This window comes from Heyndrickxia sp. FSL K6-6286, from assembly GCF_038630395.1.
In the GTDB taxonomy this organism is placed as follows: Bacteria; Bacillota; Bacilli; order Bacillales; family Bacillaceae_C; genus Heyndrickxia; species Heyndrickxia oleronia.
The window spans coordinates 3797861-3815271 of sequence record NZ_CP152029.1 but is presented as its reverse complement, the minus strand read 5'-3'; the positions used below and the strand labels follow the sequence as shown (position 1 = coordinate 3815271).

Sequence of the window (17411 nt, the reverse complement as noted above, 5' to 3'; positions counted from 1 at the left end):
AAAAGGTAACATTAACTATTTCAAATAAATCTTCATCCCTCTCGTTTCATCGTTACAGATTTGTTCAGTTTAATTGCTAAATCATTGGATGCACTATTCATATATTGTAATACAAGATTATACACATCGGATGAAACCGTTCCTAATCCTGGTGCCATATTTTCAATTAAATCATTTTGTTGATCCTCGGAAAGAGATTCATAAAAAAGTCCAGCTTGTGTAAAATCATCGTGTTTTTCAAGGTCAGATCGTTGAAGAATACCTTCAACCAATCGACCATTACCGCTAGTAACTAAATCACCTGGCCACCAATCTGCCTGGTTGTTTACTGGGACATTTCGGAAATCTGAACCAATACGATTACGTTGAGAATCCCAGTAAACATTGGCACGTCCTTGTAACATTTTATCATCGGATAATTCAACACCATTCAGTAAATTCGATGGTGAAAAGGCCGCTTTTTCAACTTGCTCCATGTAGTTATCTGGATTTTTGTTTAATACCATGCGACCGACAGGATGAAACGGAAATTGTTGCTGATCCCAAATCTTCGTAGCGTCTAATGGATCGTATGGAAGTCCTGTCGCTTTATCTGGATCAATCACTTGGACATACAATCCATATTCTACTTGTTCTCCTCTTTCAATCGCATTATATAAATCCTGCCCAGCAATATCAGGATTTTCCCCTGCTAATTTCACTGCTTCATCATTCCGAATGTACTGCTGACCCGCCAGTGGTGACCAAGTATACTTAACATAATGTCGCTTTCCTTCAGCATTTTTCCAAACATACGTGTTTACACTAAAACCAGGTAAATGACGCAGACTTTTAACTGTACCTAGATTAGAGTATACAAGAAGTGTAAATAATAACGACTCAGGTGCTCTTGCAACAAAATTCCAGTAACGGCTTGGGTTTATTAAGTTGTTTTTTGGTGAAGGAAGAAATGCCTTAATTGCTTCAGGGAAACGAATGGTATCACGTACAGAAAATACTGGAATGTGGTTACAAATAAGATCAAAAATGCCCTCTTCTGTATAAAATTTTGTGGAAAAGCCCCGTACATTTCTTGATGTATCAGGTGTTCCTTTGGTGCTGACGGCAAGTGAGAACCGTACAAATACTGGCACCCTTGTTCCTGGCTGTTGTAAAAATGAAAGGGATGTATAATTTGACATAGAATATAACGTTTCAAATTGACCAAAAGCACCCCATCCCTTAACGTGCACGGGTCTTTCTTTAATCTTTTCATGAATAAATGTTTGTAATGTTTCATGTTCAATATTATCTTGTTTTAATATTGGTCCCCGTTTACCCACAGTTTGAGAGTGGAGTTTAGCTGGAAGGTCTATATTCCATTGATAGGTACTTCTTAGTGCTTGTTTTTGCTGAGGATGATTCTGTTCTGGATAGTTTTCTCGCGGATTTGTATCTTGATTATCCATACACATTCTCCTCCCATCATTTTAGTCTAATTTCAATGAATTATATGGGAGAATGTCGATACTTAGACCAACGAACATTATGCGGGGCAGCTTAGATCCATTTCGCTGAATCGTACCAAGTTCTTTCGATTATTGAATTTTCCTCATTAAGTGGAATAGTTGAAAGGAGTCTTTAGGTGCGCTTTTCATAATTGATTATTTATCTAAGAAAGCATCTAAAGTTTTATTATAAAGATTTAAATCATTTCACAATTTTTTTGCCAGTTGGGAGTTTTTATTTTTGGATGGTAAGCAAGAGGGTTAATTGATTTTCCTGCATAAAATATAACCAGTATAATTTTTTTAAAACAAAATGTTTGATTTATTTTATTTTAGCGATATAATAAGCACTAATTAAATAGTATCCTTCGGGGCAGGGTGAAATTCCCTACCGGCGGTGATGAAACAGTCATGTTTCTTAGTCCGTGACCCGGTTAACATTTGTTAAACGGTGGATCTGGTGCAACTCCAGAGCCGACAGTTATAGTCTGGATGGGAGAAGGAAAAAAGAAATTGGGTAAGTTCGAAAAGTCTTTCCCTTTCTTTGTTGATGATTGGAAAATAAGGTTTTTTTGCTGTGGGCAAAACCTTTATTTGCTATACATAAATAAGGATAGGAAAGGTTTCATATATACCTTTATTTTTCTATTCTCATTTTTAAACCCTGAAGAATCATTCTTCAGGGTTTTTTATTTGTCCCGTTGTATGACATCAAATACTTTTTGTAAGGAGAATGTAGAATGAATGATCATTATTATATGAAACTCGCCCTTAACCTTGCAATGAGTACAAATGGACAAACGACACCAAATCCTGCAGTAGGTGCGGTAATCCTGAAAAATAATCAAATTGTGGGAATGGGTGCTCACTTGAAGGCGGGGGAGCCGCATGCTGAGGTACATGCGATTCGCATGGCAGGAGATCATGCGAAAGGGGCTACGATGTATGTCACTTTAGAGCCTTGTTGTCATTTTGGTAAAACTCCACCTTGTGCAGATTTAGTGATTAAATCTGGAGTGAAAAGGGTGGTCATCGCAATGGCTGATCCGAATCCAAAGATTTCAGGTAAAGGGATTGAGCGGCTTCAAGATGCAGGGTTACAGGTTGAAGTTGGCGTGTTAAGCGAAGATGCGAGCCAAATCAATCAGGTGTTCACACATTTTATTCAAACAGGACTACCTTTTGTCACTTTGAAGTCCGCCATTAGTCTGGATGGAAAAATAGCTACAAAAGAAGGCAAAAGCAAGTGGATTACAAGTAGTGAGGCGCGGGAGGATGTTCATTATTTTAGGCATACTCATGATGCTATTCTTGTTGGGGTTAACACGATTATTAAAGATAATCCGAGTTTAACAACAAGGCAAGCAGGTGGAGGAAAAAGCCCAGTCAGATTTGTTTTAGATACAAATTTACGGACTCCGATTGATTCGAAAATTGTTTCTGATGGACTGGTAGAAACATGGATTGTCACCGGTTCAAATGTAAAAAAAGAAGAGATGGATTTATATAAAAATAGAAATGTTCATTTGATCCAGATGGATTCTCCAACGATAGAGATAAAGCCGTTGCTAAAAAAGATAGCAGAGATGGGCATAACATCACTATTTGTTGAGGGAGGAGCCGAAGTCCTTGGTAGCTTCCTAAAGGAGCGGGCATTTCAACAAGTGATTACGTATATTGCACCTAAACTAATTGGAGGCCGAATGGCACCCACTTCATTTGCTGGCGAGGGAGTATCTGAAATACATGAGGCGTTGGATCTAGAGATTAATGAAGTGAAGAAAATAGGTAGCGATATTCGAATCATCTCAAAAGCTATGTAAGGAGGTGGCAACATTTGTTTACTGGAATTATTGAGGAAATAGGAATGATTAGGAGCATGAGAAAGTCGGGTCATGCGATGAAATTAGAGATTACAGCTAAAAAGATTATAGAGGATATGCATATCGGAGATAGTATTTCTGTCAATGGAGTCTGTTTAACGGTGACAACTTTTACGAAAGAAAGCTTCCATCTGGATGTAATGCCCGAAACGTTTCAGTCGACTAGCCTAGTAGGGCTGAAGCAAGGTTCGAAGGTGAATTTGGAACGTGCCATGGCTGCTAATGGTAGATTTGGGGGTCATTTCGTCTCAGGACATGTAGATGAAACAGGAATGATTAAGCGAATCTGGCAAGCGGATAATGCTCGCTATTATGAGATTGAAACAACTAAAGAACGATTGAAATACATCATTCATAAAGGATCTGTTGCCATAGACGGAACAAGCCTTACTGTATTTGAAATACACGATCAATCCTTTGTTATTTCTTTAATCCCTCACACCTTATCAGAAACGATTTTGTCTGAAAAGAAAATCGGAGATGTGGTAAATATTGAGTGCGATATGCTAGGCAAGTATATGGAGCATTTCCTTCATTTTCGTGATTCGAACCATTCTAGGAAAACAATGATTACGAATGAAATGTTAAAAGAAAATGGGTTTATATAAGGAGGAGAAATCATGTTTGATTCCATTGAAGAAGCATTAGATGAGCTAAGGGCAGGAAAAGTGATCATCGTTTGTGATGATGAGGATCGAGAAAATGAAGGAGACTTTGTCGCTCTAGCTGAAAAGGCAACTCCTGATGTGATTAACTTTATGATTACACAGGGTAAAGGACTAGTTTGTGCTCCCGTCGATGAAAAAATAGCTAATCGTCTCGAATTAGCACCGATGACCACAGATAACACAGACCATTTTGGTACTGCCTTTACTATCAGTGTTGATCACAACTCTACAACTACTGGGATTTCTGCATATGAACGATCAACGACGATTAGAGAGCTTAGTAACAGTACCTCGGTGTCCAGCGATTTTAAACGTCCTGGTCATATCTTTCCATTAATTGCGAAGGAAGGTGGCGTCTTAACAAGACCGGGACATACGGAAGCAGCCGTTGATTTTGCAAAGCTCGCAGGTGCTTCACCAGCTGGTGTAATTTGTGAGGTCATAAATGAAGATGGCACGATGGCAAGGGTACAGGAATTGCGTAAGATAGCGGATGAATTTCAATTGAAATTGGTAACGATTCACGACCTGATTCGTTATCGAAAAGAAATAGAAAGCAATATCCGCGTAAAATAAACAACATTAGGAGGAATAAAAATGAGCTATACATTTGAAGGGAATTTAGTTGGAACAGGATTGAAAGTTGGTATTGTAGTAGGAAGATTTAATGAATTTATCACAGGTAAATTATTAGGGGGTGCTTTAGACGCATTAAAAAGACATGGGGTGGATGAAGAAGATATTCAAATAGCATGGGTGCCAGGTGCATTTGAAATTCCATTCATTGCACAAAAAATGGCTAAATCAAATAAATATGATGCGATCATCACTCTCGGAACGGTAATAAGAGGATCAACCCCACACTTTGATTATGTTTGTAATGAAGCAGCCAAAGGCATAGCAGCCATTTCATTAAATACAGGAATCCCAGTCATATTCGGTGTCTTAACAACAGATACAATCGAACAAGCCATCGAACGAGCTGGAACAAAAGCAGGAAACAAAGGCTGGGACGCAGCCGTCTCCGCCATCGAAATGGCAAACCTATCCAAAATAATAGAATAACCATTTAAGGGGGTCAGACCCCACATGAAATATGGTGATTAGATCAAGCTTTTCGAATCTAAACATTGTATTTTGGGGTCTGACCCCCTTTTTTAAATTTAGAAATTGCTAAAAGTGATTATTTAGTTGAAGTAGACTATTATTGGTGCGTAAAAGAACGAGAACAGCTTAGTCAAAGGTTGGTCCAATATTTGAACCGGTTTATTCTAATCAATAAAACTGATTATCAATCAAAAGATTTTAATTGTTAATTTATAAATTTATAGCCTGTCTATCAATAAAAGTCGAAAATTGTAACTTCTTTGTCACCATTTATTCCCTGGTAAATTTTATACTCTATATAACAAATATATTACATCAGGGGGGACGGTGCATAAAGATGAAGAAGAAGTTAAATAGGAGAGGGAAAATTAGTTTAATTGGTTTGGTTATGCTAGTTTCTTTCGTAATAATCGGTTTTAAGATTCATAGTCAACAAGTTTCAGATCCAACAGCAAAAGCAGCAGAAGTCGTTGCAAAGTCTCAATCTCAAAATGAAGATTCAGTCGAAGAAGAGCATAAACTAGTAAAAAAGGTCGAAAAAAGTCAAAAGGCAAATCAACCAGTTAAAAAAGAGCAAGAGAAAAAGCAGGAGAAAGAAATAGTAGATACGAAGACAGAACAAGAAAAGAAAGAATCGACTACTCAAGAGCAAAAACAAGTAGCGAAGAATCCGGAAAAAGAGAAGAAACAAGAAGAAGCAGATACTTCATCGAAAAACGAAACGTCCTCCGCATCCGTTGATAAGAAGAATAATATAATCAATCCAACTCTCCCATTAGTAAAACCTTCTGAAGGTAAAGTGGTGTATTTAACATTTGATGATGGTCCCTCAAATAGAATGGGAGATTTAATGAATATATTAGATCAATATCAAGCTGAAGCTACATTCTTTTGGTTGGAACCAAATATGAGGAGATTTCCTACAGAGGTACAAAATGCCATTCAACGTGGGTTCTCAATCGGTCTACATGGTGTTACACATGATGTGAAGAAAATATATGTATCTAAGGATACAGTAGTTAGTGAAATGGTTACAGCCAATCAAACTTTAGAAAAACTAGCCGGAATCACTACTCATCTTATCAGAACTCCCTACGGAAGCCATCCATATATGAAGCCAGAATATAAAACAGCAGTACATAATCAAGGCTTTATTTTATGGGATTGGAATGTAGACAGTAGAGATTGGAAGTATCGGGATAGCCGATATGTCAATGATGTCATTCAACAAGTTGAAAACTTAGTGGCAAAGAATATCCCTCCTGTTATTCTTATGCATGACCGCACGGAGACGATCAATCATTTGCCTGAACTATTAAACTACTTGAAAAATCAAGGATATACCTTTAAGAAACTTGAACAAGAGAACATGCCTGTTCAGTTTTAGCAGGGTTAAAACAATACATGTAACAGATAGAATGATCTCCATTTCATCAGGGATCATTCTTTTTTTTTGATAGGCTCTTTTCTCAAACTTTGTAGTTGAAATAAAGTTTGAATCAATAAGCGCTACCCGAAGCGAGCGGTAGATTACCCTGAAGGGAGAAAAAGTGAGTGTAAGGTAACGAAAACGAATGATAGATTACCGTGAAGGGTAAAAATGTGTGTGCAAGGTAACAAAAGTGAGCGATAGATTACCGAAAAGGAGAAAAATGTGTGTGCAGGGTAACGAAAGTGAGCGATAGATTACCATGAGGAAGGAAAAAGCGTGTGCAAGGTAACAAAAGGGAGCAAATGATTACCGTAGATGGGGAAAAAGCGAGTGCAGGGTAACGAAAGGGAACGATAGATTACCGTAAAAGGTAAAAATGTGTGTGCAAGGTAACAAAAGGGAACGATAGATTACCGTGAAGAAGAAAAAAGCGTGCCCAAGGTAACCAAAGCGAGTGTTTGATCACGTGAAGGATGAAAATACCGATTCATACACCCTTTTGCTAAAAATCACTTTTGATATTCCAATAGAAAACAACTAAGTACTGTATCGTAAAATTGGAGTAGATGCATGTTAAATGTTTATGGTAAAATTTATACTTATATATTTGAAGGTTCATATGATTGAAAGGGGAAGGAGGAGATGAATATGGAAAAGGAACTTATCCATTCACCATCGATGGCTAAGTCACGCAGATTATGGATCGCTTTTGTATTAGGTGCCCTTTCTGCCTTCGGTCCACTATCGATAGATATGTATTTACCAGCATTGCCTAAGCTCACCGAAGAACTACATACGAATACATCGGTTGCACAGCTTAGTTTAACTGCTTGCCTCATCGGGTTGGCGCTTGGTCAGCTTTTAGTTGGTCCTTTAAGTGATGTTCGTGGACGAAAGAAGCCGTTATTAATCGCACTTATTTTATATTCTGTAGCATCTATTCTTTGCGCTTACAGTACATCAATCTGGATGCTCATTTTCTTACGTTTTATTCAAGGGGCAACTGGCGCAGCCGGAATTGTTATTTCTCGAGCGTCGGTAAGAGATATGTATTCCGGCACTGAACTTACGAAATTTTTCGCTTTATTAATGCTTGTTAATGGGGCTGCTCCAATTCTTGCACCGATTGCTGGAGGACAGCTGCTTCATTTTGTTACGTGGCGTGGAGTCTTTTTTGTTCTTTTTGTCATCGGAATTTTAATGTGGTTAGCGGTTTCCTTTGGATTAAAAGAAACATTACCACGTGAAAGGCGATCACCAGGAGGATTAAAACAAACATTCTCCACTTTTCATCTAATCATAACTGATCGACAGTTTATGGGCTATGCCTTCTCACAAGGGCTTGTATCCGCAGCAATGTTTGGATATATTTCTGGATCACCATTTGTTTTACAAGATATATTTGGGGTTTCACCGCAAATGTTTAGTGTTATTTTTGCGATTAATGGTGTGGGAATTATTATTGCTTCTCAATTGACTGGCCGCCTAGCTGGCAGAGTTTCAGAGCTAAAGCTGTTTATTATCGGGATTAGCTTATGTGCAATAGGTGGTGTCATCTTACTACTCGTTGTTCTTCTGGATGCTGGGTTATATGCGGTTATTCCATCATTGTTTATTGTTGTATCCAGTGTGGGGATGGTTGGTACAACATCCTTTTCATTAGCTATGCAAAATCAAAGTGAAACTGCTGGAAGTGCCTCGGCAATCCTTGGCTTATTACCTTTTATTCTTGGAGCGATTGTCGCACCACTTGTAGGACTAGGTGGAAGCCATACTGCAGTGCCAATGGCCATTGTGATAGCAGGATGTGGAATAGGAGCGGTACTCGTCTATCTTTTCCTCAATAACAAAAAATAATGATTTTCATTTCAGAGACAAAGTTCAGAAAAGGAGCTTTGTCTTCTTATGCTCTTTTCTCAAACATTATTATTCATTAGGTAAAGTTAAACTAAAAAATATAGGTTGAAGAACGCGAGCCTCCTTCAGTCCACTGAGAAAAGAGCTACACAATATATAAGAACACTGATCCCCTTTATATGCTGTAAAAGCCGGCAGTAGGGCTTTTACCAAGGTCTTTATGGAAGGAAAATCATTACCCGGTCTTTCGTATTCCTACGTTTTACACTCTACAACATTTCAGCAAAATTCATCCCCCGCCATATATCCTAAGTCATACATCCAAGATTAGGATGGAAAATGCGCACTTCCAATTTCACTCTACCGTATGCTAATGAACAATTCCTATTCAAACATCTCAATAAAATATTTGGCGCTTTTCGTTAAATAACGGTCCTTGCTCCAGATTAATGCAGATTCAGCCATGATCTCGGTATCACTTATAGACAGAACCCGTATATTGGTAGTTTGAAAGGATAGTAGTGAATATTTAGGGATGATTGTCGCCCCGACTCCTTTCGAAACGAGGGAGAGAATCATTGTCACATCCGGGCATTCACAAACAATATTTGGCTCAAAGCCATGTCGTCTACATTCATTTAAAATTAATTCATATTGTCCTAAACCTTTAATTCGATGCAAGAGTAGTAATGGAATGTCTTTTAGGAGACTCATAGAAATGGATGCCTGCTCTTTATTGACCCATTCCTTAGGAAAAACAGCGACATAAGGATCCTTTGATAAGTGTCGATAGGAAAAATCACTTAATTCCATCGGTAAGCGGATCACGCCTAAATCGATTTCATTATTTTTTATCTGTTCACCAATGACAAATGAATCTCCCTCTCTTAAATGAATCTTGACGAGTGGATATTTTTTTAGGAAGGCTTGTATTCTTTCAGGAAAGTATGAAAAGCATGATTTTGATGCTCCTAGGGCAAGAACTCCTCTTAATCCCTCTTCCGTTTCCTTTACCTCATTAATCGTGTTTTCCAGTTGTTGAATCAGCTTTTGTGCTTGTTGATATAGGACTTTTCCGGGATTAGTAAGCTCCAATATTTTCCCGTTTCGTTCGAATAATTTGACTCCTAATTCCTCCTCTAAAAGCTTTAATTGGTGACTTAAAGGAGGTTGGGACATATGAAGTTTCTTGGCTGCACGAGTGATTTGCCCTTCTTCAACGATGGTTGAAAAATATTGTAATTGGCGAATATCCATTCTAGGCCTCCTTACATTCATTTTGCTGAGCATTCCTCATCTAAGAAGAAAGGAAGAACTGATGCATATTATTTTTGTATGAAAAACAAATATTTTAAATATTTTAAATATATTTTAACACATGTTACATTCGATATGTAAGTGCTTTCATTTTAAAAGGCTCTATTCTCAAACATTGTTGCTGGTAAGTAAGAAAATCGCTACACGATTCATTTCACTGTGAAAAGAATGGCGATCTCCATAAGGACTGGTGTAAAAGCGAGCACTTGGCTTTTTAAAAGCAACAATCGATCTGAAAACAGCCTTTAAAAAACATGAAATGATAAGGAGTGTGTATAAATGACAATGCTTGATGATGCAAAACAAAAACTAAGAGGATCCATAGCGCCGATCGTTACCCCTTTTCATCATGATTATACAATTGATATTTCTTCCTTTGAAAATCTTATAGATTGGCATATTGCTAGTGGCACACATGCTATTTCAGTTACAGGAACAACAGGTGAACCGAGTTCATTGACCATTGAAGAGCGCGTTCGTGTAATGGAAACGGCTAAAAAGAAAATAAATGGCAGAGTTCCCTTTGCACCAGGTACAGGCTCAACCAATCATCAAGAAACCCTATATTTAACGAAAACAGCACAGGAAATGGGTGCTGATGCAGCCCTTGTAATTGTCCCCTACTATAATAAGCCATCACAACATGCCCTATATAAGCATTTTAAAGCAGTGGCAGACTCAGTAGATATACCGATCATTGTGTATAACATCCCCGGAAGAACAGCAACGAATCTCCATGTCGATACACTTGCCAGACTTAGTGAAGATTGTCCGAATATTATCGGTGTAAAAGAATCAAATAAAGACTTTGAACATGTCAATCGTGTGTTATTGAAATGCGGTCGGGATTTTCTCCTTTACTCCGGTATTGAATTACTTTGTTATCCGATGCTGGCAATTGGCGGAGCAGGTCATATTAGTGCAACAGCCAATGTGGTTCCGAAAAAAATAGCAGATTTGTACAACACATGGAAGGCTGGTGAAATAGATAAAGCTTTAGATCTTCATTTTGATTTAATGGAACTAAATGATGTTCTTTTTAAGGATACCAACCCAGCCCCACTTAAAGCAGCACTTGGAATGATGGGGAAAATCGAACCGGTATTACGGATGCCGATGGATTTGCCAACTCAGGAGCTACAAAATGAAATTCGTGACATTTTAAAACAGCATGTAGCGTTATCTGATGAGATAACTACCAATTAAGTGCCTAAGGAAGGTGTGAATGTTTCCATGAAAGATATTCAGTTATATATAAATGGCGAATTTGTAAATGCGACATCAGGAAAAACCTTTGAAAATATCAATCCTTTTACAAATGAAATCATTAACCATGTGGCAGAAGGAGATGTTGCAGATGTTGAAAAAGCAGTTGCAGCGGCGAACCGTGCATTTCATGGGGAATGGGGTCAGTTAAAGGTTAGTGAGCGTCTGAAATATATCCATAAAATTGCCGACCTTATTGATCAACATATAGAAGAGATTGCTCCTTTAGAATCATTGGATACAGGACTTCCAATCAGCCAAACAAAAAATATGGTAGCACGAGCTGCACAGAACTTTCGTTTTTATGCAGAAATGGTATCGAACCGTTTAGTTGGTGAGGCGTACCAGGTAGATGGAGAATTTATTAATTATACCATTCATAAGCCTGTTGGTGTTGCCGGTCTAATTACACCATGGAATGCACCGTTCATGCTTGAAACATGGAAAATTGCACCGGCATTAGCAACGGGAAATACGGTTGTATTAAAGCCTGGTGAATGGTCCCCAATAACAGCCAATCGTTTGGCCGAAATCATTGATAAGGCAGAGCTTCCGAAAGGGGTATTCAATGTTGTTCATGGTTTTGGAGAAACTGCGGGTGCCGGACTTGTTGCCCATCCCGATGTGAAGCTGATTTCATTTACCGGGGAAACAACCACTGGCTCGGAAATTATTAAAAACGGTGCAGATACATTGAAACGTGTATCCGCAGAACTAGGTGGGAAATCACCAATTATTGTTTTTGATGATGCCGATTTCGAACGGGCACTAGATGCGGCAACATGGGGGATCTTTTCCTTCAATGGTGAGAGATGTACAGCAAATTCAAGATTATTTATTCAGGAATCAATCTATGAAAAATTTGTTGATGCATTAAAAGAAAGAATTCCAAATATTGTTGTCGGCGATCCATTAGATCCGCAAACGGAAGTAGGACCGCTTATTCATGTCGAGCATTTTAATAATGTAAAGAAATATATCCAGATTGCAAAAGAAGAAGGAGCAGAGCTGTATAGTGGTGAGGTTCCATCTGCGTTTGAAAAAGGTAATTTTGTCCCTCCAACATTGCTTCTCAATGTAAAAAATCAGATGAAGGTTGCCCAAGAGGAAATTTTCGGACCTGTGATGGCAGTGATGAAATTTAAGGATGAAGAAGAAGTCATCAAGCTTGCCAATGATACAAAATACGGTTTGGCAGGGTATGTATGGACGAATGATTTAAAGCGAGGACACCGTGTGGCTCAAGCCGTTGATGCAGGTATGCTTTGGATTAATTCACAAAATGTTCGTGACCTAAGGATTCCCTTTGGCGGAAGTAAATATAGTGGAATGGGACGTGAAGGTGGACATTATGCCTTTGACTTTTATACAGAAACACAGGTCATACATGTCGCTTTAAGTGACCATCATATTCCACAATTTGGAAAAAAGAAATCATAAAGGAGGAATGATATATGCCAGCAAAAACAGGAAAGCAATATATCGAACGTTTACAAAAAGCAAATAACAATGTTTATATACATGGGGAAAGGGTGAAGGATGTAACGGCGCACCCTGCCTTTAAAAATGTCATCCAATCGATGGCGAAGCTATATGATCTTCAATATGAAAAGGCCGATAAAATGCTTTACACCTCTCCTAGCAGTGGGGAACAAGTAGGAATGACCTTCCTGCAGCCAAAAAGTATTGATGATTTAATCGCTAGACGTGAAGCAATAACAGAGTGGGCAAAGGTATCAGGAGGAATGATGGGACGTTCCCCAGACTATTTAAATGCTGAAGTGATGGCAATGGGAGCAGCCTATGATTTCTTTTCCGAAGGGGATCCACTCCTTGTAGAAAATGCGAAAAATTACTATGAATATGCTAGGGAAAATGATATTAGCTTAACACATACATTAATCCACCCACAAGTAAATCGTGCCAAGGCACAGCACGAGCAAAAGGATGCCAATGTGGCACTACATCTAGTAGAGAAAAATAAAGATGGAATTATTGTGGATGGAATCCGACTTCTTGCGACACAGGGTGGAATCACCGATGAGATTCTCGTTTTCCCTTCTACAGTAAAAAAAGCAGGAGAGTTAGATGATCCTTATTCGCTTGCCTTTGCCATTCCTAATAATACTCCAGGTCTAAAGTTTATTAGCCGAGAGTCATTTGATTACGGTAAAAATCAATGGGATCATCCGCTTTCCTCACGTTTTGAAGAAGGGGATGCGATCGTTTCCTTCGAAAATGTGTTTGTTCCATGGAATCGTGTATTCGTTTGTGGAAATTCTTCTATTTGTAATCGGACGTTTAGGGAAACGAATGCAGTTGTCCATATGGCTCATCAAGTTGTAGCGAAGAACATTGTGAAAACGGAGTTCTTATTAGGGTTAGCACTTTCAGTCATGGATGCTATTGGGATTGATCAATTTCAGCATGTACAGGATAAAGGAACAGAAATCATGCTTACCCTCGAAACGATGCGCAGTCATCTTTATCGTGCAGAACACAATGCAAAGCTTGATAAATGGGGAATCATGACGCCGGATTATGCTGCCTTAGATGCAGCACGGAATTGGTATCCACGAGTATATCCTCGTCTCGTAGAGATTTTACGAATATTGGGGGCTTCCGGTTTGATGGGGATTCCGACACAAGCAGATTTTCAAAATGAAGATATTGGTCAGTTAATCCATCGAGGACTACAAGGAAAAAATTTAGAAGGATATGAACGTGTACAACTGTTCCGCTTAGCATGGGATATGACAATGAGTGCATTTGGTAACAGACAAATGCATTATGAATACTACTTCTTTGGTGATCCGATTCGGATGGGAATGACGTATTTTGAAGGGTACGAAAAAGAGTCCTATAAAGAAATCATTAAGGATTTTTTAGGGCAAGTCGATTCTGGGAAATCTAGCTTTTTAAATGTGTAGAAGAGGGGGTATATGGGGTGGGTTTTAATATTATTCGTGCGGCAAGAGCCATACTGAATGTCACAAATCTAGAAGAATCAAGGCGCTTTTATGTAAATGCCCTTGGCTTTGTTGAAACGGAAAGTGACGACGAGACAATTTATTTACGTGGACTCGAAGAACATATCCATCATAGTCTAGTACTGAAAAAGAGTGATAAACCAAGTGTGGAGGTTATTAGTTATAAAGTATATTCGGAAGCAGATCTTGATTCATTAGACCGTTTTTTCAATGAAAAAGGGTTCCCAACAAAATGGGTGGAAGCGGGAACACAAAAGGCTTTGGGGAGAGCATTGCGAGTTCAGGATATTTCTGGTCTTCCGATTGAGTTTTTCGCAACAATGGACACGGTGGACCGTTATCTTCAACGCTTTGATTTATATAGAGGGGCTAAGGTTCAACGAATCGATCATTTTAATTGTGCAGTAAGAGATGTAGAGAAAGCATACAATTTTTATATAGATGAACTAGGATTTTCTTGTTCAGAGTATACAACCGCAGACGATGAAAAAATATGGGCTGCATGGCTACACCGGAAGCCAACTGTCCATGATGTGGCATTTATGAACGGTGTGGGCCCACGTTTACATCATATCGGTTTTTGGTTAAGTGATCCAATGAGTGTGATTCATACGTGTGATGTTCTTGCATCACTTGGGTATGGGGCAAATATTGAAAGAGGACCAGGTAGACACGGTTTATCGAATGCGTTTTTCCTTTATTTGCGTGATCCTGATGGTCATCGCATTGAATTATACAATGGGGATTATTTAACAAGTGACCCTGATTTTAAACCAGTGAAATGGGATCTGGATGACCCGATGCGCCAAACCTTCTGGGGACACGCAGCGCCTGATTGCTGGTTTAATGAAGCATCAAATGTTCTAGATGTGCATACAGGAAAGCTTGTCACAACAAGTGATCCACTATTAGAGAAGAAAAAACCGACAATTATCATCTAGGTGGTGGGAAATTGAAAATCATAAAATATAAGCTTCTAGGTAGGCAGCAGCTCCAGGAATTTAATATGGAGGATCATGATCCATTGCAAAAGAACAATACTCCACCATTTGATGTTCCAGTAACTGGAATGATTTATGGAGCACTGCTTAATTATAAGGGAGAAGTTGAAGCGATTAGTGAGACATTGCATCAGGAGCCCTATAAGGCTCCACCGAAGGCACCGATTTTATATATAAAACCTGAAAACACAAAGATTGCTCATAAAATGCCTATCCCCCTTCCTGTAAATGTTACGGAATTACAAGTAGGTGCGGCACTCGGGATTGTGATTGGTAAAACGGCATCAAAAGTGAGTGTTGAAGAAGCCTTTGATTTTATTGATGGTTACACTATTGTAAATGATATTAGTATTCCACATGAGAGTGTCTATCGTCCGGCAATTAGTCAAAAGGCAAGAGATGGATTTTGTCCGGTTGGTCCTTATATTGTTGAAAAGCATTCATCGATTCAACCAGATCTTCTTAAGATTCAAGTGTTTATTAATAATGAACTTTGCCAGGAAAATTCAACCGCTAATTTGATTCGTCCTGTTGCACAGTTACTGTCAGAAATAACAAGTTTTATGACACTTGACCCAGGTGATGTCGTATTAGTAGGTGTTCCGGAACATCCGCCATTGGTGAAGGCTGGTGACCACATCAGAATTGAAATTGAGCAAATTGGCGTATTGGAAAATCAAGTAGTAAGGGAAGAAGAGTTAAGATTGGGGGTGAGCCCTTGAAAACAGCTAGAGTTGCCTATAAGGGTAGGGTATATGAGGCTGTAGAAAAGGATGGGAAATTACAATTAAACGATCATCGTCTTATTTCTATGGATGAAGTAGTCTGGTTACCCCCTGTTATCCCTCGAACCATTTTTGCGTTAGGGCTTAATTATGCCGATCATGCCCAAGAACTAGATTTTAACGCACCGAGCGAACCGTTAGTATTTTTAAAGGGACCCAATACATTGATTGGACATCAAGGTCAAACAAAACGACCTAAAGATGTAGACTTTATGCACTATGAATGTGAATTAGTTGTTGTGATTGGAAAAGTTGCTCGGAATGTAACAAGTGAAGAGGCGTATCAATATGTAAAGGGCTATACCATTGCCAATGATTATGCGATTCGTGATTACTTAGAAAATTACTATCGTCCAAATTTACGAGTAAAAAATCGTGATACGTGCACACCAATCGGTCCATGGTTAGTAGATGCAGGGGATATTAAAGATCCTATGAATCTTACTTTACGTACCTATGTAAATGGTGAATTGACTCAAGAAGGTTCAACGAGCCAAATGATCTTTAGTATTCCATTTTTAATCGAGTATTTGAGTAGCTTTATGACGTTAAGCCCTGGAGATATGATTCTAACTGGCACCCCAAAGGGAGCAGTAGACACAAAGATTGGAGATGAAGTCATTACAGAAATTGAAGGAATTGGGCGTCTACTAAGTACAATTGTGGAGGACGATGGATAATAGGAGGAGTGTACGTGCCGCATATTATTGTAGAATATACGGATAACATAAAAGAAGAAGCTAGAATAGCAGTGCTTTTACACAAAATGAATCAGGTATTAATCTCCAGAGGCGATGTTTTTCCGATCGGAGGGATTCGCTCAAGAGCTATTGAATTACATGATTATGTTGTAGCGGACGGCAAGCATGATGATGCATTTGTACACACATGCTTAAAAATAGGTGCAGGAAGATCAGTTGAGGATAAGAAATCAACTTGTGATGAGCTCTTTGACGTAATGACATCCCATTTTTCGGCGATTTATGAAAAGAGATATCTTGCGTTGTCATTAGAGCTTATTGAATTCAGTGAAGCAGGAACATATAAGCTAAATAATATTCATAAAAGGTATAAAAAGTAAGCAAAAGAAGGAGGGAAAGAGATGGATGATCGACTATTTCGCAATGCAATGGGGAAATTTGCAACAGGTGTAACGGTCATTACAACAGCAGTCAATGGTGATGTTCATGGAATGACTGCCAATGCATTTATGTCTGTTTCACTGAATCCGAAGCTTATTCTCATATCCATTGGAAATCGTGCAAATATGAAGAATTTAATTGATCAATCAAAGAAATTTGCCGTAAATATATTAGCCAAAGAACAAAAAGATGCTTCGCAATATTTTGCGGGGCAGCTAAATGACCGAAGAGAAATCGAATTTCGCTGGAATAATGATATACCCATTCTTCCTAACTCAATCACAAATATCGTTTGTGACCTATACGCGTCTTACCCAGCAGGTGACCACACACTCTATATCGGAGAAGTCAAGGACATCGTCATGAACGAAGGCAAACCACTCACATTCTATGAAGGGAACTACGCTTCAATCAGTTAAGGGGTCTGACCCCACTTTGTCATTTCTAGAACGAATAAAGCTTATTCGTACTGGATT

15 protein-coding genes, 1 pseudogene and 1 riboswitch are annotated in these 17411 nt (G+C 38.7%); of the genes and pseudogenes, 14 read left to right on the top strand and 2 right to left on the bottom strand.

All coding sequences use genetic code 11. The features are described 5' to 3' along the window. Positions 1–32: 32 nt before the first annotated feature. Positions 33–1448 carry a catalase gene (locus MHI39_RS19230; RefSeq protein WP_342539978.1) on the bottom strand — a complete coding sequence of 472 codons (1416 nt, stop codon included), beginning with the start codon at positions 1446–1448 and terminating at the stop codon, positions 33–35. Positions 1449–1847: 399 nt separating this feature from the next. Continuing rightward, positions 1848–1995, top strand: a riboswitch (FMN riboswitch). A gap of 232 nt (positions 1996–2227) precedes the next feature. Between MHI39_RS19230 and ribD the strand changes: the two genes are divergently transcribed. The 6 genes and pseudogenes from ribD (at position 2228) to MHI39_RS19200 (ending at position 8434) form a co-directional block, all read left to right on the top strand. Next, positions 2228–3310, top strand: coding sequence for a bifunctional diaminohydroxyphosphoribosylaminopyrimidine deaminase/5-amino-6-(5-phosphoribosylamino)uracil reductase RibD (gene ribD / locus MHI39_RS19225; protein WP_342539977.1), 1083 nt, complete (start codon positions 2228–2230; stop codon positions 3308–3310). A 14-nt stretch (positions 3311–3324) separates the two neighbouring features. Further along, positions 3325–3978, top strand: coding sequence for a riboflavin synthase (gene ribE, locus MHI39_RS19220; RefSeq protein WP_278891673.1), 654 nt, complete (start codon positions 3325–3327; stop codon positions 3976–3978). A gap of 12 nt (positions 3979–3990) precedes the next feature. Continuing rightward, positions 3991–4587, top strand: a pseudogene (ribB, locus tag MHI39_RS19215) (3,4-dihydroxy-2-butanone-4-phosphate synthase); the annotation flags it as partial. Between the two features lie 48 nt (positions 4588–4635). After that, the gene (gene ribE / locus MHI39_RS19210) at positions 4636–5103 is read left to right on the top strand and encodes a 6,7-dimethyl-8-ribityllumazine synthase (RefSeq protein WP_342539976.1); all 468 of its coding nucleotides are present in this window, start codon (positions 4636–4638) and stop codon (positions 5101–5103) included. A gap of 379 nt (positions 5104–5482) precedes the next feature. Then, the gene (locus tag MHI39_RS19205; protein WP_342539975.1) at positions 5483–6532 is read left to right on the top strand and encodes a polysaccharide deacetylase family protein; all 1050 of its coding nucleotides are present in this window, start codon (positions 5483–5485) and stop codon (positions 6530–6532) included. 687 nt (positions 6533–7219) lie between these two features. Further along, on the top strand, positions 7220–8434 hold the full coding sequence (locus tag MHI39_RS19200; RefSeq protein WP_216385538.1) for a Bcr/CflA family multidrug efflux MFS transporter: 1215 nt from the start codon (positions 7220–7222) through the stop codon (positions 8432–8434). Positions 8435–8818: 384 nt separating this feature from the next. Here MHI39_RS19200 and MHI39_RS19195 read toward each other — a convergent pair whose 3' ends face one another. Continuing rightward, entirely contained in the window at positions 8819–9691 is an 873-nt protein-coding gene (locus MHI39_RS19195; RefSeq protein WP_251339295.1) for a LysR family transcriptional regulator, read from the bottom strand. Between the two features lie 339 nt (positions 9692–10030). Between MHI39_RS19195 and hpaI the strand changes: the two genes are divergently transcribed. Genes hpaI through MHI39_RS19155 form a run of 8 tightly spaced genes read left to right on the top strand, consistent with a single transcriptional unit; the run spans position 10031 to position 17354 of the window. Then, the gene (gene hpaI, locus MHI39_RS19190; RefSeq protein WP_342539974.1) at positions 10031–10957 is read left to right on the top strand and encodes a 2,4-dihydroxyhept-2-ene-1,7-dioic acid aldolase; all 927 of its coding nucleotides are present in this window, start codon (positions 10031–10033) and stop codon (positions 10955–10957) included. Between the two features lie 27 nt (positions 10958–10984). Beyond that, the gene (hpaE, locus tag MHI39_RS19185; protein WP_071976728.1) at positions 10985–12457 is read left to right on the top strand and encodes a 5-carboxymethyl-2-hydroxymuconate semialdehyde dehydrogenase; all 1473 of its coding nucleotides are present in this window, start codon (positions 10985–10987) and stop codon (positions 12455–12457) included. Between the two features lie 14 nt (positions 12458–12471). Further along, the gene (gene hpaB / locus MHI39_RS19180) at positions 12472–13947 is read left to right on the top strand and encodes a 4-hydroxyphenylacetate 3-monooxygenase, oxygenase component (protein WP_071976727.1); all 1476 of its coding nucleotides are present in this window, start codon (positions 12472–12474) and stop codon (positions 13945–13947) included. 17 nt (positions 13948–13964) lie between these two features. Then, positions 13965–14948, top strand: coding sequence for a 3,4-dihydroxyphenylacetate 2,3-dioxygenase (gene hpaD / locus MHI39_RS19175; RefSeq protein ID WP_342539973.1), 984 nt, complete (start codon positions 13965–13967; stop codon positions 14946–14948). Positions 14949–14959: 11 nt separating this feature from the next. After that, on the top strand, positions 14960–15730 hold the full coding sequence (locus MHI39_RS19170) for a fumarylacetoacetate hydrolase family protein (protein WP_342539972.1): 771 nt from the start codon (positions 14960–14962) through the stop codon (positions 15728–15730). After that, a complete protein-coding gene (locus tag MHI39_RS19165) occupies positions 15727–16473 on the top strand; it encodes a fumarylacetoacetate hydrolase family protein (protein WP_342539971.1) in 747 nt (248 codons plus the stop codon). The genes MHI39_RS19170 and MHI39_RS19165 overlap by 4 nt, the downstream gene beginning before the upstream one ends. Positions 16474–16487: 14 nt before the next feature. Further along, positions 16488–16874, top strand: coding sequence for a 5-carboxymethyl-2-hydroxymuconate Delta-isomerase (locus MHI39_RS19160; RefSeq protein WP_342539970.1), 387 nt, complete (start codon positions 16488–16490; stop codon positions 16872–16874). A gap of 21 nt (positions 16875–16895) precedes the next feature. Further along, positions 16896–17354 carry a flavin reductase family protein gene (locus tag MHI39_RS19155; RefSeq protein ID WP_342539969.1) on the top strand — a complete coding sequence of 153 codons (459 nt, stop codon included), beginning with the start codon at positions 16896–16898 and terminating at the stop codon, positions 17352–17354. The last annotated feature ends 57 nt before the right edge of the window (positions 17355–17411 follow it).

Excerpts from the sequence above, each read along its gene's own strand:
- MHI39_RS19230 (WP_342539978.1), bottom strand. The coding sequence starts at position 1,448 with ATGGATAATCAAGATACAAATCCGCGAGAAAACTATCCAGAACAGAAT.
- ribD (WP_342539977.1), top strand. The coding sequence starts at position 2,228 with ATGAATGATCATTATTATATGAAACTCGCCCTTAACCTTGCAATGAGT.
- ribE (WP_342539976.1), top strand. The coding sequence starts at position 4,636 with ATGAGCTATACATTTGAAGGGAATTTAGTTGGAACAGGATTGAAAGTT.
- MHI39_RS19205 (WP_342539975.1), top strand. The coding sequence starts at position 5,483 with ATGAAGAAGAAGTTAAATAGGAGAGGGAAAATTAGTTTAATTGGTTTG.
- MHI39_RS19200 (WP_216385538.1), top strand. The coding sequence starts at position 7,220 with ATGAATATGGAAAAGGAACTTATCCATTCACCATCGATGGCTAAGTCA.
- MHI39_RS19195 (WP_251339295.1), bottom strand. The coding sequence starts at position 9,691 with ATGGATATTCGCCAATTACAATATTTTTCAACCATCGTTGAAGAAGGG.
- hpaI (WP_342539974.1), top strand. The coding sequence starts at position 10,031 with ATGACAATGCTTGATGATGCAAAACAAAAACTAAGAGGATCCATAGCG.
- hpaE (WP_071976728.1), top strand. The coding sequence starts at position 10,985 with ATGAAAGATATTCAGTTATATATAAATGGCGAATTTGTAAATGCGACA.
- hpaB (WP_071976727.1), top strand. The coding sequence starts at position 12,472 with ATGCCAGCAAAAACAGGAAAGCAATATATCGAACGTTTACAAAAAGCA.
- MHI39_RS19155 (WP_342539969.1), top strand. The coding sequence starts at position 16,896 with ATGGATGATCGACTATTTCGCAATGCAATGGGGAAATTTGCAACAGGT.